Here is a 22164-nt window from a genome sequence, read left to right as displayed (position 1 = left end):
TTACTTCCACAAATCAGGGTCGTGATTTTTGGGTGAAGAGCGCTCTAAAACTTGCGCGAAGCGGTTGGCAAAAATACCTAAATAGCCCCAACCAGCAAAGAATAAAGCCACTGCGAGTATGACTAGGCCAATTAATTGAAATAGTGCGGGCCCATAATAACCTATGGCAATAAAAATCACGGCTAGCACAAACAGTGCTAGGCCGCGAAGAAAGCGTTTTAAGCTTAATTTGGGATCGCTACCTAAGCGAAATACCCATTTTTTAAGCATGCTTTAGATACCGGTTAGTAGTAAGAGTGCTCACCAGATTGGTGATCAGTAATGTCTCTTACACCGTTGATTTCGTCAAACTTGGCGATCATTTCTTTCTCGATGCCTTCTTTAAGTGTGACGTCAATCATTGAACAACCGTTACAGCCACCGCCAAATTGCAGTACCGCGATACCGTCAGCTGTAATTTCTACTAGGCTTACTTGACCGCCGTGGTTAGCGAGCTGTGGATTAACTTCGGTTTCAAGCATGTGTTGAACACGCTCTTGTAGTGACGCATCATCGCTAAGTTTGCGTGCTTTTGCGTTTGGTGCTTTAAGCGTTAACTGAGTACCCATTTTGTCAGTTACAAAATCGATTTCAGCTTCTTCTAAGAAAGGGGCGCTTTCTGCATCAACAACGGCATCAAAACCATTGAATGGTAGACGAATATCAGTCGCTTCAACGGCGTCTTCTGGGCAGTAAGATACACCACACTCAGCCTGCGAAGTACCTGGGTTTACTACAAACACACGAATGTTTGTTTGTTCAGCTTGGTCTGCTAAAAGTTTAGCAAAATGAGATTGTGCAGATTCAGAAATAGAGATCATAAAACGGACTATACTTGACTAAATTACTCGGATACTGTGTATCATACTCCGCTCATCGTGTTGTCGCCAGTGTTGAGCGTAAAAAGTTGCATCTATTTTATCGAATGGTAGCGTTAAAACATCAAATAATTACGGGTGCTATCTATGCGTTTCATAATAACAATATTAACCATGCTAGTGAGCGTTAGCGCATTAGCAAAACCTCTTTCTTATTACTTTGAACAAGATGTGAAATTTGACCCAAGTATTCCGACTCCTGAACAGGTGTTAGGCTACGAAGTGGGTGAGTGGCATGTACGTCACGATCAGCTTGTGCAATATATGCAAATTCTTGCTGAAAAAAGTGACCGAATGAATTTTAAAGTAATCGGTCGTACTCATGAGCAGCGTCCATTGGTGATGCTAACAATTACAGCGTCCGACAAACTTGGCCAAGTTGAGCAAATTCGTAAGGCTCACTTAGCTCGCCTAAATGGTGAAGCAAGTGACTCAAGTAAGCAGCCAGCGGTTGTTTGGATGGGTTACAGTGTTCACGGTAATGAATCATCAGGTAGCAATGCGTCGTTACTGGTTGCGTATTACCTTGCAGCTGCACAGGGCCCAGAAATTGACGCCTTACTTAACAACACGGTTATTTTACTCGACCCATCATTAAACCCTGATGGCTTAGCGCGTTTTGCAAATTGGGCAAACAGCAACCGTGGCATGAAGTTATCATCAGATCCGCAAACTCGTGAGCATATCGAAAGTTGGCCTAGTAGCCGTACTAACCATTACTTGTTTGATTTAAACCGTGACTGGTTATTACTACAACATCCTGAATCACGTGCACGTATTGCACAGTTTCACCAATGGAAACCGAATATCCTAACTGACTTCCATGAGATGGGCCCAAACAGCACTTATTTTTTCCAACCAGGGATCCCAACTCGTAAGCACCCAATCACGCCTGAAGAAAATGTCACGCTGACTAAAGCAATTGCAAACTATCATGCAAAGACACTTGATGAGCACAACGCACTTTACTTCACTGAAGAAAGCTTTGATGACTTTTACTATGGTAAAGGCTCAACTTACCCAGACGTCAATGGCGGTGTAGGCATCTTATTTGAACAAGCGAGCTCGCGTGGTCACTTACAAGAAACGATCAACGGTCCGTTAAGCTTCCCGTTTACAATTAAAAATCAGTTATTAACTAGCTTATCGACATTCCAAGCAGCGATTGATAACCGTACAGACTTACTTGATTATCAAGCAAAATTTTACAACAAAGCAGTTGATCTTGCTGGTGATGAAGACTTTAAAGGGTATGTAGTTAAAGGCGGCGCTGATCAAAGCCGCATGCAATACTTCCTTGATTTACTTAGACAACATCAAATCAATGCGTACATGTTAGAAGAGCCGTTAAAAGTAAACGGTCAAAGCTTTTCTGAGCAGAGCTATTATGTGCCATTAGCACAGCCACAATTTCGTTTAATTAAAGCAATTTTCAGTGAGCAGCAGCGTTTTGTTGATAATACGTTTTATGATGTATCTGGCTGGACACTTGCTCATGCCTTCAACCTAGAATTTGCAAAGGTAAGCAGCAACTGGGGTTTAAATGTGGCAAAAATGCCTTGGCAGCAAAGTGTTAAGTCAAGCTTTGCAGCATTACCGCAAAGCTATGCTTACGCATTCAAATGGGATGACTACCTAGCGCCAAAAATGCTTAATAGCTTACTCGAGCAAGGCGTGAAAGCACGTGTGGCATTAAGCCCACTAACAGCAAAAACACCATCAGGTGAAATCGCTTTTGAGCCAGGTAGTATTCTTGTTCCTGCTGGTCTGCAAACTGATAGCAACTGGGTTAGTTATTTAAACCAAGCACAGAATGAGTTTGGCATTGAAATTACACCCATTAGTTCGGGCTTAACGGTGAAGGGGGCTGATTTAGGTTCTCGTGCAATGGCGGTTGTGAAAGCGCCTAAAGTATTGCTAGTGGGTGGTCAAGGAACTAGCCAGTATGAGCTGGGAGAAGTGTGGTACTACTTAGATCGTTTTGTTGGTACAGCGCCAAGCATTATCGAAATGGAACGTTTAGGTAACATCGACCTTGAAAACTACAGCCATATTATTTTAGCGCACGGAAATTTCAATCGTCTTGATGATGCGACTAAAGTGGCTATTAAGTCGTGGGTGCGTAAAGGCGGTGTTATTTGGGGTCACAAAGGCGGTGCTAAGTTCTTAGCCGATCAGCAGCTACTAAAAGCCAATTACTTATCTCGTCGTGATGTAGCGAGTGCCTTTGATACCACAGGGCTTAGCTATGCTGATAAAGATCACTTAGCAGGCCGTCAGCGTATTGCAGGGGCTATTTTTAATACCTCAGTGGATTTATCTCATCCACTTACCTATTCGCTGAATCGTAATACATTACCTGTGTTTAAGAATAGCACTTGGCTACTTGAGAAGTCAGATGCCCCATTTGTTAATGTGCTTACTTACACAGATAAACCGCTTTTAGCTGGCTTTACTGATGACGTAAACGTAGAGCAAGTAGCGGGTGCTGCTGGCCTCATTGCGCATTCATATGGCAAAGGCAGTGTGATAGGCATGACAGATAACCCAGTATTCCGTGGTTACTGGTACGGCACGAGTCGATTACTAAGCAATGCCTTATTTTTTGGTAATGCCTTTCATGCCTCTGGTGATAAATAATCACACTTAATCATAATGCAGGTTGCCTAACCCTGTTAGGCAAGTGAGCATAGCCCATATTTGCTTCGCCCCTGCATTTTTTATGGCTTCTGTCGCAGCATTTAAAGTTGCGCCAGAGGTCATCACATCATCAACAACTGCCACGGTTTTCCCTGTTAAATCTTGCTGACAAACAAATGCATTTTGTAGATTTTTAACTCTTTTCGCTTTACTTAACTGTGATTGTGCTTTGGTTGCTTTTTGCTTGTAAAGAGCTGAGCTAACAGTACATTGCTGGTTTTTTAAAACAGGCAGCCAAGTTTGGCTTACCTGATTAAAGCCGCGTGCTAAAAAGCGTTGATTATGCAGAGGCAGCACAATAAAAAGGTCGGGCCAATTTGCATTAACTTGACGAGCTAATTGCAGCTGTTTCCCTATCACTTGTTGTAGTGCCACACGAAAATATTGTTGGTCATTAAATTTCAATTGCTTGAGCCAAAGTTTAAAAGGTGCTTGATACCACGCACAGGCAATTAAATGGTCAAAATTACTATCAGGAAATGCATCACATATATCTGGTCGGTGTAACAGATTTGGATGGCGTGTAAGGTCAAATAAATTAAGGTCATCTAAACAATACTGACACAAAGCTTGATCAGCCTGTATGTGATTCTGGCAGCTAATGCAAAAGTTGGGGAATAGTGCGTCTAGCCCTAGTTTTAAGGCATGAGGTAAGTGAGACATTGCATTCATTCCTTTAAACGCTATTATGAGCGCTAAGTGTGGTTGGGAAATACAAATTATGCAAAATGAGATGGTGCTATTACATGGCTGGGGAATGAACCAAGGGGTTTGGCAAGTGATCAAACCTGAGCTTGAGTTTTTTCATGATGGTGAAGTCCGTTGTCTCGATTTACCTGGCTTTGGTAACGCACAGTCTATTCCCACACCTTACACTTTGCACGCTGCGGCTGAGCAACTAAGTACACAGCTAAATGATCAGTCTATTCTTGTTGGCTGGTCGTTGGGCGGGCTTTTTGCCTTGTATATTGCAGCACATTGGCCTGACAAAGTAGCAAAGGTTGTGTTGGTTGCCTCAACGCCTTTTTTTGCGCAAACCGACGAATGGCCGGGTATTAAACCTGACGTATTAAATGCATTTAAAGATCAGCTAGTTAGTCACAGAGAAAAAACGATAGAACGGTTTTTGGCGATACAAGCGATGGGCAGTGAATCAGCTCGGGATGATATTAAGCAACTTAAAGCACTTTTAAACCAATACCCTGCGCCTCAAGAGCAAGCTTTAAGTGCGGGCTTAGACATTTTACAGCAGGATGATTTACGGGAACTATTCGTTAACCTTAGCGTACCTGTGCGTGGTATTTTCGGTCGCTTAGATTCATTAGTACCGTATCGTGCGATTGAAAAAATGCATGCCATACAACCCCAGTTTGAATACGAGGTTTTAGATAAAGCTTCACATGCGCCTTTTATTTCTCATAAAGCAGCATTTATATCAGCACTGAAATCAATGTGTTAAGCAAAACTCGCTGAGAGGCCAGAAAAATAGCGGGATTTAGCTTTATTTTGCTCGTTTTATGAGCGATACTTACCGGGTAGATCTCACTGTTGGAGGGTGTTATGCCAATCAGTTCTGTTTTTAATAATGCGGTAGAAGGTTATAACCGTGCAAGCCAAGGTATCGAAAAGGCAAGCGCTGAGATTAGCCGTGCCTCAATTGATCAGCAATATGATGCCCAATTAGCTCAACAACGCCAATTACAAGCGGCGACTCCAAATGAAGCTGTAACTCCGCCAGTTTCACAACCTGCCCCAATTGATGAGTCGCTTGTTAACTTAAAAGTTGAAGAGTTTAATGCAAAAGCCAATATCAACACGATTCAGACTGCTGATGAAGTGCTCGGCACATTAATAGATATTAAAGTTTAAAACTTATGAATATCGTCACTCCGTTTCCTTCGATTAATATCAACACGGCGAACGTGCACACCGAAAGTGCTCGCCGTGATAATCAGTTACGTGAAGTGATCCCGCCACCTGCCGCTACCAAGCCGAGTAACGCAGAAAATAAAACCCTGAATGATGGCGACAAAACCAAGCAGCCGGGTTCTGAGGCGGGTACGTATGATGCAAAAGGGCGTCTGGCTGAAGACAAGGTGATTGAAGAACGTAAGCAAGGTGGTGAGCAAGAAGAGCCTGAACAATCAGAGCAAGAACAACAAGAAGCTAAACAAGAGCAGCAAAAAGAGCAAAAGGTTGCCCAGCAAGAGCAGCAAGATGCTGAGCAAATTAAAGAGCTAAAAGCCCGCGATACCGAAGTACGTATTCATGAGCAAGCTCATGCATCAGTGGGGGGGCAATATGCGGGCTCACCAAGCTATGAATATCAACGCGGTCCTGATGGTACGAACTATGCTGTGGGCGGCGAGGTGCAAATTGATGTTGCTGTAATTGAAGGCGACCCAAAAGCCACAATTGAAAAAATGCAGACGGTGCGTGCTGCAGCACTTGCACCACAAGAGCCTTCGAGTGCTGATCGTTCAATTGCCGCAGATGCCACGCAAAAGCTGATGGCAGCGCAAGCTGAGCTCGCCAGTCAATCAGCCGATGGCGATGTTGATTCAGGTAAATCGACCTTCAAAATAAACAGTGAGTATGGTGAAGATAGCGCTACTCAAACTAGCGAAACCAAAACAGCAAAGCGTGACGTTGAAGTAGATGAGCGCGCTGCACGTATTGCTAATTTTTATCAAGCAGCGACCTCGCCAAGTAATCAAAATCAGTTCTCTGCTTTTATTTAAGTTTCTAAAATAAAAAACCGCGTAAGTTTACACTTACGCGGTTTTTTTCGACTTATGCCTACAGCCTATTATTTTTTCACTTTTGCATTGGCAAATGCATCAGCAAAGGCATTACCCATGGCAACATTGCCAAATTCGCGTTTTTGTTTAGGTGCACTTTTCGCTTTCGCAGCTGGCTTAGGTTTGCTAGCTGATGCGGCTTTATTGCTGGTATCAACATCATCGTCTAAACGCATGGTAAAGCTAATACGTTTACGGGCAGCATCTACTTCAACTACTTTTACTTTTACAATATCGCCCGCTTTAACCACTTCACGTGGATCAGAGATAAACTTGTTCGTAATAGCAGAAATATGCACTAAACCGTCTTGGTGTACACCCACATCAACAAAGGCACCAAAGTTAGCAACGTTAGACACTACACCTTCTAAAATCATACCCGGTTTTAGGTCATTAATGGTTTCAACACCGGCTTTAAATTCAGCTGTTTTAAACTCAGGGCGCGGGTCGCGGCCCGGTTTATCAAGTTCTTTGATAATGTCGGTAACCGTTGGTAAACCAAACTTTTCGTCTGTGTAGTCGTTCGCAACGAGCTTGTTTAGGATGTCAGAGTTACCAATTAGGCTGTTAACATCTAAGCTGTTCTTCTCGCAGATACGCTTAACAACTGGGTAGGCTTCAGGGTGAACTGACGAGTTATCAAGAGGATCTGAGCCTGTGCTGATACGTAAGAAACCGGCAGCTTGTTCAAAGGCTTTAGGCCCTAAACGTTCAACTTTTTTAAGTTCAGAACGTTTGCTAAATGAGCCATTCGCATCACGGTAGCTAACGATATTTTGTGCTAACGTTTTGTTTAAGCCAGATACGCGAGTAAGTAATGGCACCGACGCCATATTTAAGTCTACACCCACTGAGTTTACACAGTCTTCAACCACAGATGTTAGCGTTTGACCAAGTTGGCTTTGCGATACATCGTGCTGATATTGACCTACACCGATTGATTTAGGCTCAATTTTTACCAGCTCAGCAAGTGGGTCTTGTAAGCGGCGCGCGATAGACACAGCACCACGTAGTGAAACATCAAGGTTAGGGAATTCATTGGCGGCAAACTCAGACGCTGAATAAACAGAAGCGCCCGCTTCACTGACCATAATTTTATTGAGTTTAAGTTCGCTGTTGGCTTTAATCAGTTCAGCTACTAACTTGTCAGATTCACGTGAAGCCGTACCATTACCAATAGCGATTAGCTCAACTTTATGTTGGCGGCATAATTGCTCAAGAGTACGAAGTGATTTATCCCAATGATTTTGTGGTGCGTGCGGGAAAATTGTTTGTGTTGTTAACAGCTTGCCAGTGCTATCGACAACGGCAATTTTACAACCAGTACGCAGGCCAGGATCGAGACCTAACGTAGTACGTGGACCTGCAGGAGCGGCCATTAATAAATCTTTTAAGTTTTTAGCAAAAACGTCGATTGCGCCGGTTTCTGCTTTTTCGCGCATTGCACCTAAAAATTCATTCTCAAGGTGAAGGCTTAACTTAATTTTCCATGCCCATTGCACTACGCCCATTAACCAACTACTTGCAGCAGAATTGCTAACATCTAAGCGATAATGATCGGCAATCATTTGTGCACACACTTGCGCCGGATTTTCTGCGTCAGGCTCTGGGTTGATACTAAGTTGTAACACGCCTTCATTACGCGCACGCAGCATAGCAAGTGCACGGTGTGATGGTACTTTTTTTAGTGGTTCTTGATGCTCAAAGTAGTCGCGGTACTTTACGCCTTCATTTTCTTGACCAGCGATTACAGTACTTTCAATCTGACCATGTTGTGCGATATGACTACGGAATTTAGCAAGTAGTTTGGCGTCTTCTGCAAAACGCTCCATTAAGATAAACTTAGCGCCATCTAACACCGCTTTATTATCTGCAAAGCCTGCATCGGCATTAATGTAGTCACTTGCTTGTTGTTCAGGGTCGAGGCTAGGGTTGTTAAATAGCGCATCGGCAAGCGGCTCAATACCCGCTTCAATGGCAATTTGTCCTTTTGTACGGCGCTTAGGTTTGAAAGGCAGATATAAATCTTCAAGCTCAGTTTTACTGTCAGCGTTATTAATATCAGCACTTAGCTCAGCAGTTAACTTGCCTTGCTCTTCGATAGTATTAAGGATAAAGCTGCGGCGCTCTTCTAATTCACGTAAATACGATAAACGCTGCTCAAGTAAACGTAATTGCGTGTCATCTAAGCCACCAGTTACTTCTTTACGATAACGGGCGATAAAAGGAACTGTGGCACCTTCATCAAGTAATTTGATTGCAGCAACAACTTGTGGTTGCTGGGCACTTAGCTCAGTTGCTAAGCGTGCAGAGATATTGCTCATGCATAACCCTTTTTAAAAATAGAAAATCAGTAAAACTGAAGATTAATTGCCTGAATAATATCACAATAAGAAGGCCTTAAAAGCACTGCTTTTAAGGCCTGCAAAAATAGTCTTACACAACGCGGGTTTTAACGCTTAGTGCGGGTGATCAACCTGCTGTAATACTTCGCTGAAGCCATTAGCAATTGGGTTGATATTAACAGGAATATGTAATTTTTTAGCAATTTCACGGGCTGAAATCAAACCACAAATTTCATGTTCAGCACTGGTTACTAAAAGGAACATCATACCTTGGTGTTCCATAGTTTGCAGTGCATCGCCAATGCATGCATAGCTAATACTTTGTAAGCTTACACCAGCTAAGCTGCTAAGTGGTGTCATTACATGCTGCAAAGTAACTTCATTGCGATGTAAATTGAGGCGCTGAGCAAGAATCATGATTTTAGAGCTTTGTAAGTCAGCACTTGAAGTAATACCAATAAGCTTTTCGTCATTATCTACGACTAAAATAAAGTCAGAACAACGACTGCTGGTTTGTTTAAGTGCATCGACAATACTCAAATCATGATGTGCTCGCACAGGGTCTTTGCTTGTAAAGCTATTTAATACTTTTAGCGCTGGAGAAGTTAAGTCGAGGGTTGGTTCAACTTCGTTTACAGTATTAGATAAAGCACCATTAGAAATGTCTTGAAGACGTAATTCTTTGAATTTATTCATTTTGATCACCATACATTTTAATAAAACTGAAATAGAAAATTTGAGTTAATTAAAAAGCAGGTGGTCCTCGCTGGTGCGCGCTATAAACAGACACCTTATTACAAGGGGGAACATACGAAACAACAGGTGCATCTTGCAGTGGTTGGGCTACATTAGTGATGAACGCAGGAGTATGTTTATCGAGGTCGGTATCTAAGTTAGCAGGGTCTGCACTATCACACGCAATAAAATGAGCAGTTGGCGTAACACTGTCTGAGTGGCTTTCTATATCACTGGCGTAAGATATCAAACTCACACTAATTAATAGTGCGAATACAATGGCATTACTCATTATGCGTTGTATTGCGTTTGACATACTTACTACCTTCTAAAACTCAAGTAATGATTTATCTTGAGTACCTTTAGTTATAGATCACATTTTTAGACTAAACAATCACTAATTAACGCTTTCTGAATTTTCAGGGAAAATTAGTTTGCATCAGGATAAGTTATCTCGTTGATATACCATTCTTTTGCGCCTTCAGGAGTGATCACCGAAAAATCATCATCTACCTGTTTGCCAAGGAGCGCTCGAGCCATAGGTGCATCAATCGAAATGTAATCTTTGCGCTCGTAAATTTCGTCGGGGCCGACAATGCGAAAACGCTTTGTATCGCCTTGTTCATTCTCAATTTCGACCCAAGCACCAAAAAACACTTTACCTGCTTGTTGCGGGTTGTAGTCAACAATTTTAAGATCTGGCATGCGTTTACGAAGATAGCGCACACGTCGATCTATCTGTCGTAAAACACGCTTATTAAACTGATAATCTGCGTTTTCAGAACGGTCGCCCAAGCTTGCTGCCCAAGTCACAATTTTGGTAATTTCAGGGCGCTTTTCATGCCATAAGTAGTCATGTTCTTGTTGTAATTGCTGATACCCTTCTCGGGTTATTAAATTTGTCTTTGCCATTTTATTCAGCCTAAAAAGAAAACCAGCCGCAAAGTATACCCTTTGTCGAGTCAGATTTTGAAATGTTCAGTAACAATCTAAGCGCGTAATTCGTTTTTTATTCTTAACTTTTTCATTTATATTAATAAGTAACATATTACAAAAAGAATGAAAGTTATGGGACACGAAACGACAAAAGTATTGGTTGTTGATGACGATATGCGCTTACGAAGTTTGCTAGAGCGTTACCTTGTAGAACAAGGCTTTATTGTTCGCTCAGCAGCAAATTCAGAGCAGATGGATCGCTTATTAGAGCGCGAAAACTTCCATTTGATAGTATTAGATTTAATGTTGCCAGGTGAAGATGGGTTATCAATTTGCCGTCGTTTACGTCAAAAAGAAAATGACATTCCAATTGTAATGCTTACAGCCAAAGGCGATGAAGTTGACCGTATAATCGGTTTAGAGCTTGGTGCTGATGATTACATTCCTAAACCATTCAACCCACGTGAACTGTTAGCGCGTATTAAAGCAATTTTACGTCGTCGTGCGAAAGAAGTGCCGGGTGCGCCTGCTGCCGAAGAAAACGAAATTAGCTTTGGTGACTTCACACTAAACCTTGCGACCCGCGAAATGAGCCATGGTGATAAAACAATGTCGTTAACCAGTGGTGAGTTTGCGGTATTAAAAGCGTTAGTGACTCATCCTCGTGAACCGCTTAGTCGCGATAAACTGATGAACTTAGCGCGCGGCCGAGATTACAGTGCGCTTGAGCGCAGTATCGATGTGCAGGTTTCACGCTTACGCCGCATGATCGAAGTGGATGCCGCGAATCCACGTTATATACAAACAGTATGGGGCTTAGGCTACGTATTTGTGCCAGACGGTGAAAAATAACAGTAATGGGCATGTTTCCACGTAGTGCGTTTGGACAAACGGTATTTTTGGTTGCAGCCCTGCTGTTAATCAATCAAATTGTCTCTTATATTACGGTCAGTTTTTATGTTGTTAAACCAACTATAGAACAAGTAAACCTGATCCTATCTAAACAGGTGAAAACCGTGTTTATTGAATGGGAAGAAGGGGTTGAGGTTAGCAAGGAAGCTTCTGATAAGTTTTTTGAGATCACCGGCATCGAGGTCATGACCCAGCGCCAAGCAATGAGTCAGGGTTTGGCTGAAACTCGTGAGTACTCAATGTTATCGCGCAGTATGTCGAAAGAGCTCAATGGTTCTGCTCGGGTACGTATTAGCCAAACCGACCCACTTGTTTATTGGGTTGAAGCTCCACAAGCACCGGGTTATTGGGTGCGCGTGCCGCTCACCGGCCTGCAAGAAAACAACCTAAAATTCTTAACCTTTTATTTATCGAGTATTGGCTTTTTAAGTGTACTCGGTGGGTGGTTGTTTGCCCGCCATCTAAATAGACCTTTAAAAGCACTGCAACAAGCCGCTGTTAAAGTAGGGGTAGGTGACTTTTCTACCAAATTAGAAGAACAAGGTTCTACAGAAGTCATTGAAGTAACCCGTGCGTTTAACCAAATGTCGCGTGGTATTGCAGCTCTTGAGAACGACCGTCGGTTATTAATGGCAGGTGTCTCTCATGACTTGCGCACGCCGCTTACACGAATTCGCCTTGCCACGGAAATGATGTCGGACGATGAAGATTACCTGCGTGAAGGGATCATTCATGATATTGAAGACATGAATGCCATTATCGACCAATTCATTGAATATTTACGCCACCATAAACGTGAAGAGCTTGAGCTAGAAGATTTAAACGCGATTGTGTCAGAAGTTGTCGAAGCTGAACAAAAACATCACCGCACTATTACCTTTAAAGAAAATCCGAGCTTAAGTGAAGTGCCAGTGAGTATGGTGGCAATAAAGCGTGTTGTTACTAATATGATTGAAAACGCAATTCGCTATTCAGATGGTGATATAGAGGTTGAAACCCGCGTGAGCAGTAATAAAAAGTTTGCTATGGTCGTGGTTAACGATCATGGCCCGGGGATCCCTGAAAGCGAACTTGAAACTGTATTTGAACCGTTTAAACAAGGTGATGCCGCTCGCGGTAGCGAAGGCAGTGGCTTAGGCCTTGCGATAATTAAACGTATTGTCGATATGCACGGCGGCCGAGTACAACTACTTAATCGCCCAGAAGGTGGCCTCAGCGCGCAAATCTATTTGCCGTTTTAAAAGTATTTAGCTGTAAGCCTTAAGCTATAAGTTTCAAGCAGCCCGAGTGGGCTGCTTTTTTATGGGTGGAGATTTACAGAGCAGTTAGTTACTTATAATTTAAGTTGCCACAGTTATGAGTTATCAATAAAACTAGTTTTAAAGTGCTTTCTTGCTTTAAAGGGGGCTGAAGCAATGATGAAATTTAAAGAAAATAACAAGATAACTATTAAGATAGTTAGCCAGTTTAAAGCCATCTGAATGAGAGTCGGTGGTTCATAAAAGCCAAAATGCATGAACTCGGCAATTAAAATTTTATTTTTATAAATTAAGCTGTTACAAAAATTGCCAAGTGCAAAAAAAGATACACTAACAAGAAATAGCATAGCAGTTATAGTTGCCACTTTGAGCTTTAAAATATTTACCTTTATATATTTCGTTAAAAAATATAGAAATACTAAAAACGCAATACTGCTTACAAAGAGCGTGGCACCCAGCCCCAGAGTTAGTAGATTTGAAACCACCCATACTGGCTTTACAGTTATTGGCAAATCATTCGGATTTATGTCGTCAGTCACTAAAAAGATGTAAATAGACATATAACTTAAAATACTGATTACAGTGATCGGAATATGCCAAAGTAATTCACGCTTTTCTTTTTTACGAGCTGTTTTATGTGCGGTATTTCTCTGTGCAAGTCTTTCTAAAGGATCCATTCTTTACTTACTTGAGTAATCATTCAAAAAATTTACCTTTGAGGAAGGTGATTTGCAAGTAACCATAGCCATTACTAGTGCTCCTATTTCTAAATACAATAAAAAAGCGCGACATCAAATGCCGCGCTCTTTTTTACTTGAAGCTTAAAACTTTCAGCTTTTAGCTTTTAGCTTAGATTGCTTTAAAACGAATCGCTGTACCGCCGCTGGTGGCAAGCTTTAACGTTAGCTTATCATCAGCAGTCACTATGCGTTTTTCTACTTTTAAGTCGTAAGGGTTATTTACCCATTCAGCTTTGTCACCGTCGCGGTAGATTTGCGCTTCAAACTTTTTACCTTTATCTAAGAAGTCTAACTTCACTTCTAAAGTGCGGGCTTTTTCGTCTGTAACAGCACCTAGATACCAGTCGTTACCTGAGTATTGATCACGCTTGCGTTCTTTACGTGCAAATACAACGAAATCGCCAACTTCACCTTGTAGTGCAATACTTTGTTGCCAATCAGTTGGTACATCCTGAATAAACTGGAATGCATCTGGCTTCGCTAAATAATTACGTGGTAAATCTGCCGCCATTTGAATTGGGCTGTACATTACAACGTATAGCGCTAATTGCTTCGCTAGGGTTGTTTGTGGGCGGTTGGTATCAGCACCTAAACCGTTAAAGCCCATATCAAAAATACCTGGCGTAAAGTCCATTGGGCCTGCAAGCATACGCGTGAAAGCTAGCATTGGAATATGCTCTGGTGGGTTCGGCGGTGTACCCCATGCGTTAAACTCTTGACCACGGGCACCTTCACGAGCAATCCAGTTCGGGTATGTACGACGTAGGCCGGTATCTTTCACAGGCTCATGCGTGTTGATACTAATTTTATGTTTTGCAGCAAGTTTTACGTTGTGTAGGTATTCATTAACCATGAACTGACCATCGTGCCACTCTTTGCGTACAATACCATTTTCATCGATACGCTTGATGTTACCACCGTCAGCGACATAACCTGTTTTAACTTGGCTTACATTTGATTTTTCGTATAACGCAAATGCATCTTCCATTTGGTTACGGTAGTTGGTCACGTTACCCGACGTTTCGTGGTGACCGATTAATTGTACGCCTTTTTCTTTGCCGTAACGTGTCAGCTCTTCAATATCAAAGTCGTCATAAGGTTGTGTGAAGCTAAATACGTCACCGTTATAAAACCAGTCGCCATCCCAGCCAATATTCCAGCCTTCGACTAACACACCATCGAAGCCATATTTAGCAGCGAAGTCCATGTAGTATTTCGTGTTTGCAGTGGTTGCACCATGAATTTTACCGCTACCCCAAGTATTTTCATTGATGTGCATACCCCACCAAATACCTACGTATTTACCCGGTTTAACCCAAGATACATCACCCAGCTTATTTGGCTCATTTAGGTTTAAGATGATATCTGAGTTGATTAAATCAACGGCTTCATCACCAATTTGAATTGTACGCCAAGGAGTATTAAATGCGCCGTGCTTTTTAACCGCTACACCGTCTGACCAAGGTGTTAAATCGGCTTGGAAGGTACCATCACGACGTTGATTTAACACCATGCCTGCATAATCAACAAGGGCAGCTTCGTGAATACTAATATGCACACCCTCTTTATTTTTTATAGTAAATGGTGTGTGCACAAGTGCTGCTTTATGAAGTGGGGTGGTGTTATAAACATATTCATAACGGTTCCAACCACGAGCGGGGATCCACCAAGCTGTTGCATCTGATGAGTCTGTAATTGCAAACTCTGTAAGCTCTTTAGTGATTTCTACATCATCATAGCCAGCTTGTTTTGGTAATTCGTATCGAAAACCTACACCATCATTAAAAGCGCGAAAACGTACCGTAAACGTGCCACCTTGTGGTTGTGGTTTTTTAAAAGTAACAGCGACTTCGTTATGGTTATCAACTACTGTTTGGCGCTCACCCCAAGGTTGATCCCAGCTGCTTTTTACCGAATCAGTGGTTTGGCTGCTAATTTTGTAACCTTCGCTCATTGCTGGTTGTTGTTTAAAAACAAGGCCTAACGAAGAGTTAGCAATGACTTGTTTACCTGCAAAGCTGATTTCGTAGCTAGGTGTGTGTTGCTCATCTGAGATAGTTACTTTGATCTGCCCATCAGGTGAACTGACGGTTGTGGTTTGTGCTAGGCAAGTACCTGAAAAGGCTGCTAACATTAAGGCAGTTAATCGCATTGTTGTTCCTTGGCGGCTTATGGTTATGGATTGTTGTCACGTATTCACATACATCCTTAAAGCATAAAGTGACTTGCCGGTTAATACGAGAGATCTGCATACGTATTCAACAAAGTGAACGCTGCGATATCAGCCCTGCACCTAAAAAGGTTAAGCAAAATGATAAGAATAACCCTGTTGCTACTATTGTTTAGTCAAAGTTTATTGGCACAGCAAATACAGATAGTTGATAAGCAGAATCAGCCAGTCAAGAATGCCGTGGTTTGGCTCAAAGGTTCAAAACAACTTGCTGTTGCTGATAGTCACTACACCATGAGTCAAAAAGAACGTGCCTTTGTGCCTCATGTGCTGGCAGTGCCACAAGGAGCAAATGTTGAATTTCCTAACCTTGATTCAATCATGCACCACGTTTATTCATTTTCTAAAACAAAGCAATTTGAGTTAAAGCTTTACCACGATAAACCCGAAAAACCGATTAACTTTGCACAATCGGGGGTTGTTGAGCTTGGCTGTAACATTCATGACTGGATGCTGGGTTACATTGTGGTCGTCGATGGTGGGATTTATGGGCAAACAGATGATCAAGGTATGGTTGAATTAAGCTTACCTGAAAGTAAGTTTACTTTGGCTGTTTGGCATGACCGCTTTAATGATATCAGTACACCAGAAACTATCGAGATAACGAACAATGCAAAGTCGGTGAGCTATCAGTTAAAGCAAAACTTATTACCAAAATTAGAACTAAGCAGTGACGAGTTTGATGATTATGAATAAATGGCAAGCCTTGCTATTGGCGAGTGTTTTTGGGTTGCCTGCAGTGGTATATGCTGAGCATGATGGGCTGGTAACTGTTTCGGCTGTGCGTGGTGACCAACTAGCGAGCTATCAGCGTAAAGGAATTGGCTTATACCGTTATGACCAAGAGCATGATGGTGTTGTGATATCCCAAGCTATGCTGAGTAGTCGTTTTGAGTTAAATAGCGATTGGTCTGCGCGCACAGTACTTAACGCTCATCCTGATCCAGAACTAACAGTTGGTTTAACTCAGGCTTATTTGCAATATCAGCCTCTTACAGCTAGTCGTTATAAATGGACAGTGAAAGGAGGTGGCTTTTATCCCAAAATGTCGCTTGAGAACCCGCAAAATGGCTGGATGTCACCTTATAACTACACTAATTCTGCGATTAATACTTGGATTGGCGAAGAAGTGCGGGCCTTTGGTTTAGAGGCAAACATTAAGCGCCCAGGTAGGCAATTTAGAAGTAATCATAGTTTTGAAGGCTTTGCTGCGGTTTTTAAAGGCAACGATCCTGCTGGGACGTTGCTGTCATGGCGTGGCTTTGCTATGCATGACAGGCAGACTACGTTCAATGAACAAATTGATTTTGCTGTTCCACGTTCATTTGAATGGTCGCAGCTAGATAAGCAAGCCGAGCACGTGCAGCCTTTCGAAGAAGTAGATGGGCGTTTTGGCTATTACGTTGGCGCTCATTGGGATTATCAAAAAAAATCACAATTACGTGTTTATTATTATGACAACAATGGCGATCCAGGTGCTTTGAATACCCGTACTGGTCAATATGCGTGGGATACACGTTTTTTAAGCGCGGCATGGTTGTATAAATTTAATAAGCAAACACGCATTATTGTACAGCTCCTTGATGGTAAAACTGCGATGGGCACAAATCGTGGGGTAGACAATGATTTTTATAGCCATTTTGTTTTATTAAGCCACAAGTTAGACCAGCATCGTCTCACAATTAGGTATGATTATTTCAAGGTTAGCGATCATGATGATTGGCAATTTGATCCTAACCAAAGTCGTGGAGAAGCTTTAACCGCAAGTTGGCGTTATCAACTGTCAACCAAGTGGCAAGTAGGTGCTGAATATTCAGTGCTGAGCAGTGACGCTCAAAACAGACCCGGTATGGGATTTAATGAGCATAACTCGCAGCAGCAATTTCAGCTTTCTGCGAGTTGGCACTTTTAATTTCATACAGTTTTATATTTTTCAGCTAAGATTCAATAAGCATGCTGGTTTCGATTTTTAATTAGGAAAATGTATGAATTTACAAAGCATTCGCGTTAAAAGTTCCCTACCGATTATTTTGTTAGGCATTGCCATTCTTATTCTAATTGCAGGCTACACTTATCTTATCAGTTTGCAAAAACAAGCTGTTGACGCGCAATCAGAACGATTTTTGAATGCGATTTCGGTCGTTGTTAATGCTGATAGAGATATTTACCAAGCAAAGGTTGCCGAGCTTACTCTTGTTACAAGCAGTAACACAGATAAAACTTATCTAAATGAACATCAAGAAAATGCCGATCAAGTTAAAGAGCGCTTTGGGCAATACTTGTCTTACATGTCACCTTACACCGAGGTAGTCGACCGGTTCCGTCATTTTGATAGCGCATTTGATTCATGGTATTCGGCATCAAAAAACTTTATTAATGACCCACAAAACAGTGAAAAAAAGCAGATTGCTGAACAAACATTTTCAGCACTGAGGGATATTTTAGATAAAGCAGGCGAAGCAGCAGATAAAACATCAAAATCTGAAACTGAGAAGTTAATGGATGGTGTTATCAGCTTTAAAGTTAAACTAATGATAATGATCGCTATCGTTTTACTTGTCGCTGGTTGGTTTAGCTATTATGTACCTCGACAACTCACGAAGCAGATTAACTTTGTGACAGAGCGAATTAATGAGATTGCGTCGGGAGATGGTGATTTAACAGGCCGTATCAATGTAAAAACACAAGACGAGTTTGCAGAACTTGCGACGGCTTTTAACGGGTTTTTAGATAACCTACAACAACTTATCAAAGACATACTTGGACAGGCTAAAGAGCTGCATAATTTAGGTCGTGACCTTGATAATTTTGCTAATCAGAACCATCAAATAAATCAAAAGCTTAGCCAAGCATCTGAATCAATAGTTAGTGCAGTACATGAAATGAGCGTTGCAAGTCGTGAGGTTGCAGGTGTGGCACAAAACTCATCCCATGAAGCTGACAACTCACAGCAACTGGCTAAACAAGGCTTGGCTGCGGTTGATAACTCGAGTCGAAAAATTGTTGCCTTGTCAGATAATATGGAACATGCCAGCCAACGTTCCACTGAACTGCAACAAAGCTCAGACAACATTGCTAAAGTGCTTGAAGTTATTCGCGCTATAGCTGAGCAAACTAACTTACTTGCACTCAATGCCGCAATTGAAGCTGCGCGAGCTGGTGAGCAAGGGCGAGGTTTTGCGGTGGTTGCAGATGAGGTTCGCACCCTAGCAACTCGGACCCAAGAAAGCACTAATGATATTCAAACTATGGTTGAGCAATTTGCAGCCAGTGTTGAGCAATCCTTACAGGCGATTAATAGTGGTAAACGTTTTGCTGATGAAGCAGTAGAGTCGTTTACCCAAACTAACGATATACTTAACTCGATGCAAGAATCATCGGTCAAAGTAAATGATATGGCGATGCAAACAGCACAAGCAACTGAAGAGCAAACTGCTGTGGCAGATGAAATTAGTCAAAACCTGTCTGATCTAAACGATCAAACCCAACATGGAGGCGGGTTAGCGAGTTCAACACAAGAGGTCGCTAACCGTATGAATCAGCTTACTGACGAACTGAATCAGCTAGTTAATAGATTTAAGGTTTAATACAACAAAAAAGGGCTCAATGAGCCCTTTTTTCATTTAGTCAAAACGCTTACTTTTTCTCGAAAGCACGTTTCATATAATTAGGTGTGGCTAATGCACCGTGGTGAATACCTGCATTATAGTATTCAGTGCTTTGCGCAAGTTTATTGGCATCATCTTCACGAAAACCAGCGAACGCTTCTGACTTACGAGCAAGCGTTACAGACCATAAACCACTTGGATAAATTGGTTGTGGGAAAGGCAGCGTTTGTAAGTCAACAAAGCCCACTTCAGTCATTGCATCACGCATTTCAACTAAAAGTGGCATGTGCATAAGTGGCGATTCACTTTGTTGAATTAAGATGCCACCTGGGCGAAGTGCAGTTAAACAGCTGGTATAGAAAGCGTGGTTAAATAAACCTTCGCCTGGGCCAACTGGATCTGTACCATCAACAATTACTACATCGATTGATTCTGGGGCTGCTTCGCGCATGTACTTGATGCCGTCATCAAACATCACTGTAGCACGCGGATCTTGATTTGATTCACACAGCTCAGGGAAGTATTTAAGTGACATTTGTGTCACGACTTCGTCGATATCAATTTGCGTTACGTTTTCAACACTTGGGTGTTTTAATACTTCGCGTAAAGTACCGCAGTCACCACCACCAATGATCACAACATTTTTTGGATTTGGGTGTGCAAGCAATGCCGGATGGCTGATCATCTCGTGGTAAAAAAAGTTTTCACGGCTACTTACCATAGTGCAACCGTCAATAATCATCAGATTACCGAAGTCAGTTGTTTCGTACATTTCTACTTTTTGAAATGGCGATTGCTGTTCATCAAGCTTTTTAGTAATGCGTAATGAAAAGGCACTACCATCACGGTCACTAATTTCAGTGAACCAGTTATTTTGATCTAAATTAGCCATCTTGCTTATACACTTTTGGTTAATGGTAAAAAAGGGGTGCAATTCTGCCAGTGCTTGGCTAATTGCTCAATCAAATTTTAATCAGTATAGCGAATATTTTTTATCACTTTGGCATACAGCGCAATTTTTGTTAGCGTGGTCAGCCCTAGCGTATTAAAATGTGCGTTTATATTTAATGAATTTACAGAAGACATTGCCATGACTTGGGGTTTAGATAAAGCACGCGAAACATACAATGTTGCTCACTGGAGTGACGGTTACTTTGACATTAACGCACAAGGTGAGCTGGTGGCTTACCCTGATGGCGATCAAACTAAAGCCGCGGTGTCTTTATCTGAACTGACTGAGCAATTTAAAAAGCAAGGTCTTACCCTACCTGTTTTAGTGCGTTTTACCGATATCTTACAAAATCGCGTTGAAACGCTGACTAGCGCATTTACCAAAGCACGAAATGCCCGTGAATACCAAGGTAGTTATACCTGTGTTTATCCAATTAAAGTTAATCAACAGCGTTCTGTGGTCAGTAAACTACTTGCTCACCCAAGTGGTTTAGTGGGCCTTGAAGCCGGCTCAAAACCTGAGCTGATGGCTATTTTAGGTGTAGCACAAGAGCCAATTACCATCGTTTGTAATGGTTATAAAGACAGTGAGTTTTTACGCTTAGCCTGTATTGGCCAAGGCATGGGTCATAAGGTTCATATTGTTGTAGAAAAACTTTCTGAGCTAACTACTCTATTGGCAGAAATTGATGACCTAGGCATCGAGCCATCAATTGGGATTCGTATTCGCTTAAACTCGGTTGGTAAGGGGAAATGGCAGAATACCGGTGGCGAAAAAGGTAAGTTTGGTTTAACAGCAGGGCAAGTGCTATCTGCGGTTGAGCTGCTTAAATCGCGCAATAAACTTCATTTAATGCAACTAGTGCATTTCCACATCGGCTCGCAAATTGCCAATATCCGCGATATTCATCGCGCACTGCGTGAATGTGCTCGTCACTTTGCAGAGTTAACACAGTTAGGCGTACCACTTAATACCGTGGATGTCGGTGGCGGTTTAGGTGTTGATTACGAAGGCTCTGGGTCACGTAGTTCGTGTTCAATGAACTACAGTGTTGAAGAATATGCGCGTAATGTAGTTAATGCGTTTGCTGAAGTGTGTCAGCAACATGACCTTAAACACCCTGCCATTATTACCGAGTCAGGCCGTGCGTTAACAGCGCACCACGCGGTATTAATTACAGATGTTATTGATGTTGAGCGTGCGCCAAACCATGCAAATCCAACGGCGCCAGAGGCAGGCAGTGTATTGGTACTAGATGAAATGTGGCAGTGTTTACAGCGTTTAACACCGCGTATGGCGTTGGAAATTTATCATGATGCAATGCATCTATTCAGTGAAGCCCATGACCAATATGTGCATGGCCTACTCACTATGCTTGAGTGGGCGAAGCTCGAGCAGTTGTATTTCACAATTTTACATCGTGTTCGTGCATCACTTAGTGAGAATGCCCGTTCACATCGAGAAGTGTTAGACGATTTAAACGAGAAACTTGCCGATAAGCTCTTCGTTAACTTCTCATTATTTCAGTCACTCCCCGATGTCTGGGGGATTGGGCAGTTATTCCCTGTCATGCCAGTTGAAAACTTGCATCAGCCATTAACACAGCGCGCCATTATTCAAGACATTACCTGTGACTCAGATGGGCAAATTCGTGATTATGTCGAAGGCACAGGCATAGAGAGCAGCTTACCTATTCCTGAGTACAAGCAAGGTCAGCAATACCATATTGCAATGTTTTTAGTGGGTGCGTATCAAGAGATTTTAGGTGATTTACATAACCTGTTCGGCGATACAGATTCAGTGCATGTTGAGCTTACAGAAGCAGGCTATCAACTGACTAATGCCATTAAAGGTGACAGTGTTAAGGACGTATTAAAGTTTGTTGATTATGATAGCGAGATTCTTGCTGAAAACTTTGCAAAACGGGTCAACTCACTGGCAATTGATGAGCAATCTAAGGCACAATATTTATCAGAACTAAATGCAGGCCTTGCTGGCTATACGTATTTTGAAGATTAAGCGTTAAAGG

Annotated in this window: 20 protein-coding genes; 10 read left to right on the top strand and 10 right to left on the bottom strand. The window is 42.1% G+C overall.

Annotated elements, in window-relative coordinates:
* Both IMPJCBKJ_RS16635 and nfuA read right to left on the bottom strand, forming a co-directional pair.
* On the bottom strand, positions 1-270 hold the full coding sequence (locus tag IMPJCBKJ_RS16635) for a hypothetical protein (RefSeq protein WP_054554438.1): 270 nt from the start codon (positions 268-270) through the stop codon (positions 1-3).
* Between the two features lie 14 nt (positions 271-284).
* Positions 285-860 carry a Fe-S biogenesis protein NfuA gene (gene nfuA, locus IMPJCBKJ_RS16630; protein WP_054554437.1) on the bottom strand — a complete coding sequence of 192 codons (576 nt, stop codon included), beginning with the start codon at positions 858-860 and terminating at the stop codon, positions 285-287.
* 144 nt (positions 861-1004) lie between these two features.
* On the opposite strand from nfuA, the gene IMPJCBKJ_RS16625 reads away from it, so the two are divergent.
* Positions 1005-3557 carry a M14 metallopeptidase family protein gene (locus IMPJCBKJ_RS16625; protein WP_138601021.1) on the top strand — a complete coding sequence of 851 codons (2553 nt, stop codon included), beginning with the start codon at positions 1005-1007 and terminating at the stop codon, positions 3555-3557.
* Between the two features lie 6 nt (positions 3558-3563).
* Here IMPJCBKJ_RS16625 and IMPJCBKJ_RS16620 read toward each other — a convergent pair whose 3' ends face one another.
* On the bottom strand, positions 3564-4280 hold the full coding sequence (locus tag IMPJCBKJ_RS16620) for a phosphoribosyltransferase family protein (protein ID WP_138601023.1): 717 nt from the start codon (positions 4278-4280) through the stop codon (positions 3564-3566).
* Positions 4281-4338: 58 nt separating this feature from the next.
* Here IMPJCBKJ_RS16620 and bioH point away from each other — a divergent pair, with 58 nt between their 5' ends.
* The 3 genes from bioH (at position 4339) to IMPJCBKJ_RS16605 (ending at position 6358) form a co-directional block, all read left to right on the top strand.
* Complete coding sequence (gene bioH / locus IMPJCBKJ_RS16615; RefSeq protein WP_166341127.1) at positions 4339-5076, top strand: pimeloyl-ACP methyl ester esterase BioH; 738 nt, start codon at positions 4339-4341, stop codon at positions 5074-5076.
* A 101-nt stretch (positions 5077-5177) separates the two neighbouring features.
* Positions 5178-5486, top strand: a complete 309-nt coding sequence (locus IMPJCBKJ_RS16610) for a hypothetical protein (protein ID WP_166341125.1) — start codon at positions 5178-5180, stop codon at positions 5484-5486.
* 5 nt (positions 5487-5491) lie between these two features.
* Positions 5492-6358, top strand: a complete 867-nt coding sequence (locus tag IMPJCBKJ_RS16605) for a putative metalloprotease CJM1_0395 family protein (protein ID WP_166341123.1) — start codon at positions 5492-5494, stop codon at positions 6356-6358.
* Positions 6359-6426: 68 nt separating this feature from the next.
* On the opposite strand, the gene IMPJCBKJ_RS16600 is transcribed toward IMPJCBKJ_RS16605, so the two are convergent.
* The 4 genes from IMPJCBKJ_RS16600 to greB all read right to left on the bottom strand — a co-directional run bounded on the left by IMPJCBKJ_RS16600 (position 6427) and on the right by greB (position 10410).
* Positions 6427-8742 (bottom strand): Tex family protein, encoded by a 2316-nt coding sequence (locus IMPJCBKJ_RS16600; RefSeq protein ID WP_166341121.1) that lies wholly within the window; start codon positions 8740-8742, stop codon positions 6427-6429.
* A gap of 135 nt (positions 8743-8877) precedes the next feature.
* Entirely contained in the window at positions 8878-9459 is a 582-nt protein-coding gene (locus IMPJCBKJ_RS16595; protein ID WP_054554431.1) for a CBS domain-containing protein, read from the bottom strand.
* A 49-nt stretch (positions 9460-9508) separates the two neighbouring features.
* The gene (locus tag IMPJCBKJ_RS16590) at positions 9509-9814 is read right to left on the bottom strand and encodes a hypothetical protein (RefSeq protein ID WP_054554430.1); all 306 of its coding nucleotides are present in this window, start codon (positions 9812-9814) and stop codon (positions 9509-9511) included.
* A gap of 113 nt (positions 9815-9927) precedes the next feature.
* A complete protein-coding gene (greB, locus tag IMPJCBKJ_RS16585) occupies positions 9928-10410 on the bottom strand; it encodes a transcription elongation factor GreB (RefSeq protein WP_054554429.1) in 483 nt (160 codons plus the stop codon).
* Positions 10411-10566: 156 nt separating this feature from the next.
* On the opposite strand from greB, the gene ompR reads away from it, so the two are divergent.
* Both ompR and envZ read left to right on the top strand, forming a co-directional pair.
* Complete coding sequence (gene ompR, locus IMPJCBKJ_RS16580) at positions 10567-11286, top strand: two-component system response regulator OmpR (protein WP_054554428.1); 720 nt, start codon at positions 10567-10569, stop codon at positions 11284-11286.
* A 5-nt stretch (positions 11287-11291) separates the two neighbouring features.
* Positions 11292-12587: a two-component system sensor histidine kinase EnvZ gene (gene envZ, locus IMPJCBKJ_RS16575; RefSeq protein ID WP_138618428.1), complete on the top strand. Its 1296-nt coding sequence runs from the start codon at positions 11292-11294 to the stop codon at positions 12585-12587.
* Positions 12588-12700: 113 nt separating this feature from the next.
* On the opposite strand, the gene IMPJCBKJ_RS16570 is transcribed toward envZ, so the two are convergent.
* Together IMPJCBKJ_RS16570 and IMPJCBKJ_RS16565 are read right to left on the bottom strand one after the other, a co-directional pair.
* Entirely contained in the window at positions 12701-13282 is a 582-nt protein-coding gene (locus IMPJCBKJ_RS16570; RefSeq protein WP_166341119.1) for a hypothetical protein, read from the bottom strand.
* Between the two features lie 172 nt (positions 13283-13454).
* Positions 13455-15497: a glycoside hydrolase family 97 protein gene (locus tag IMPJCBKJ_RS16565; protein ID WP_166341117.1), complete on the bottom strand. Its 2043-nt coding sequence runs from the start codon at positions 15495-15497 to the stop codon at positions 13455-13457.
* Positions 15498-15656: 159 nt separating this feature from the next.
* Between IMPJCBKJ_RS16565 and IMPJCBKJ_RS16560 the strand changes: the two genes are divergently transcribed.
* From IMPJCBKJ_RS16560 to IMPJCBKJ_RS16550, 3 genes are all read left to right on the top strand, one after another.
* Positions 15657-16271: a methylamine utilization protein gene (locus IMPJCBKJ_RS16560; RefSeq protein WP_138618424.1), complete on the top strand. Its 615-nt coding sequence runs from the start codon at positions 15657-15659 to the stop codon at positions 16269-16271.
* Entirely contained in the window at positions 16264-17487 is a 1224-nt protein-coding gene (locus IMPJCBKJ_RS16555; RefSeq protein ID WP_240921051.1) for a hypothetical protein, read from the top strand. Before IMPJCBKJ_RS16560 ends, IMPJCBKJ_RS16555 begins: the two co-directional genes overlap by 8 nt.
* A gap of 73 nt (positions 17488-17560) precedes the next feature.
* Positions 17561-19162, top strand: coding sequence for a methyl-accepting chemotaxis protein (locus IMPJCBKJ_RS16550; protein WP_054554423.1), 1602 nt, complete (start codon positions 17561-17563; stop codon positions 19160-19162).
* A 49-nt stretch (positions 19163-19211) separates the two neighbouring features.
* On the opposite strand, the gene speE is transcribed toward IMPJCBKJ_RS16550, so the two are convergent.
* Positions 19212-20075: a polyamine aminopropyltransferase gene (speE, locus tag IMPJCBKJ_RS16545; RefSeq protein ID WP_054554422.1), complete on the bottom strand. Its 864-nt coding sequence runs from the start codon at positions 20073-20075 to the stop codon at positions 19212-19214.
* A 198-nt stretch (positions 20076-20273) separates the two neighbouring features.
* Here speE and speA point away from each other — a divergent pair, with 198 nt between their 5' ends.
* Positions 20274-22154: a biosynthetic arginine decarboxylase gene (gene speA, locus IMPJCBKJ_RS16540; RefSeq protein WP_054554514.1), complete on the top strand. Its 1881-nt coding sequence runs from the start codon at positions 20274-20276 to the stop codon at positions 22152-22154.
* Positions 22155-22164 lie beyond the last annotated feature (10 nt).

Source organism: Pseudoalteromonas sp. MB47, assembly GCF_011319765.1.
In the GTDB taxonomy this organism is placed as follows: Bacteria; Pseudomonadota; Gammaproteobacteria; order Enterobacterales; family Alteromonadaceae; genus Pseudoalteromonas; species Pseudoalteromonas simplex.
Note: the sequence above shows the minus strand (reverse complement) of the source record. Positions and strands in the feature narration are given on the sequence as shown.

Bases quoted from the DNA above. Each gene is read 5' to 3' on its own strand.
- IMPJCBKJ_RS16590 (WP_054554430.1), bottom strand. From the start codon at position 9,814: ATGTCAAACGCAATACAACGCATAATGAGTAATGCCATTGTATTCGCA.
- IMPJCBKJ_RS16555 (WP_240921051.1), top strand. From the start codon at position 16,264: ATGAATAAATGGCAAGCCTTGCTATTGGCGAGTGTTTTTGGGTTGCCT.
- IMPJCBKJ_RS16625 (WP_138601021.1), top strand. From the start codon at position 1,005: ATGCGTTTCATAATAACAATATTAACCATGCTAGTGAGCGTTAGCGCA.
- envZ (WP_138618428.1), top strand. From the start codon at position 11,292: ATGGGCATGTTTCCACGTAGTGCGTTTGGACAAACGGTATTTTTGGTT.
- bioH (WP_166341127.1), top strand. From the start codon at position 4,339: ATGCAAAATGAGATGGTGCTATTACATGGCTGGGGAATGAACCAAGGG.
- IMPJCBKJ_RS16595 (WP_054554431.1), bottom strand. From the start codon at position 9,459: ATGAATAAATTCAAAGAATTACGTCTTCAAGACATTTCTAATGGTGCT.
- nfuA (WP_054554437.1), bottom strand. From the start codon at position 860: ATGATCTCTATTTCTGAATCTGCACAATCTCATTTTGCTAAACTTTTA.
- IMPJCBKJ_RS16620 (WP_138601023.1), bottom strand. From the start codon at position 4,280: ATGTCTCACTTACCTCATGCCTTAAAACTAGGGCTAGACGCACTATTC.
- IMPJCBKJ_RS16610 (WP_166341125.1), top strand. From the start codon at position 5,178: ATGCCAATCAGTTCTGTTTTTAATAATGCGGTAGAAGGTTATAACCGT.
- IMPJCBKJ_RS16570 (WP_166341119.1), bottom strand. From the start codon at position 13,282: ATGGATCCTTTAGAAAGACTTGCACAGAGAAATACCGCACATAAAACA.
- IMPJCBKJ_RS16635 (WP_054554438.1), bottom strand. From the start codon at position 270: ATGCTTAAAAAATGGGTATTTCGCTTAGGTAGCGATCCCAAATTAAGC.
- IMPJCBKJ_RS16565 (WP_166341117.1), bottom strand. From the start codon at position 15,497: ATGCGATTAACTGCCTTAATGTTAGCAGCCTTTTCAGGTACTTGCCTA.
- speA (WP_054554514.1), top strand. From the start codon at position 20,274: ATGACTTGGGGTTTAGATAAAGCACGCGAAACATACAATGTTGCTCAC.
- greB (WP_054554429.1), bottom strand. From the start codon at position 10,410: ATGGCAAAGACAAATTTAATAACCCGAGAAGGGTATCAGCAATTACAA.
- IMPJCBKJ_RS16550 (WP_054554423.1), top strand. From the start codon at position 17,561: ATGAATTTACAAAGCATTCGCGTTAAAAGTTCCCTACCGATTATTTTG.
- IMPJCBKJ_RS16605 (WP_166341123.1), top strand. From the start codon at position 5,492: ATGAATATCGTCACTCCGTTTCCTTCGATTAATATCAACACGGCGAAC.
- IMPJCBKJ_RS16600 (WP_166341121.1), bottom strand. From the start codon at position 8,742: ATGAGCAATATCTCTGCACGCTTAGCAACTGAGCTAAGTGCCCAGCAA.
- ompR (WP_054554428.1), top strand. From the start codon at position 10,567: ATGGGACACGAAACGACAAAAGTATTGGTTGTTGATGACGATATGCGC.
- speE (WP_054554422.1), bottom strand. From the start codon at position 20,075: ATGGCTAATTTAGATCAAAATAACTGGTTCACTGAAATTAGTGACCGT.
- IMPJCBKJ_RS16560 (WP_138618424.1), top strand. From the start codon at position 15,657: ATGATAAGAATAACCCTGTTGCTACTATTGTTTAGTCAAAGTTTATTG.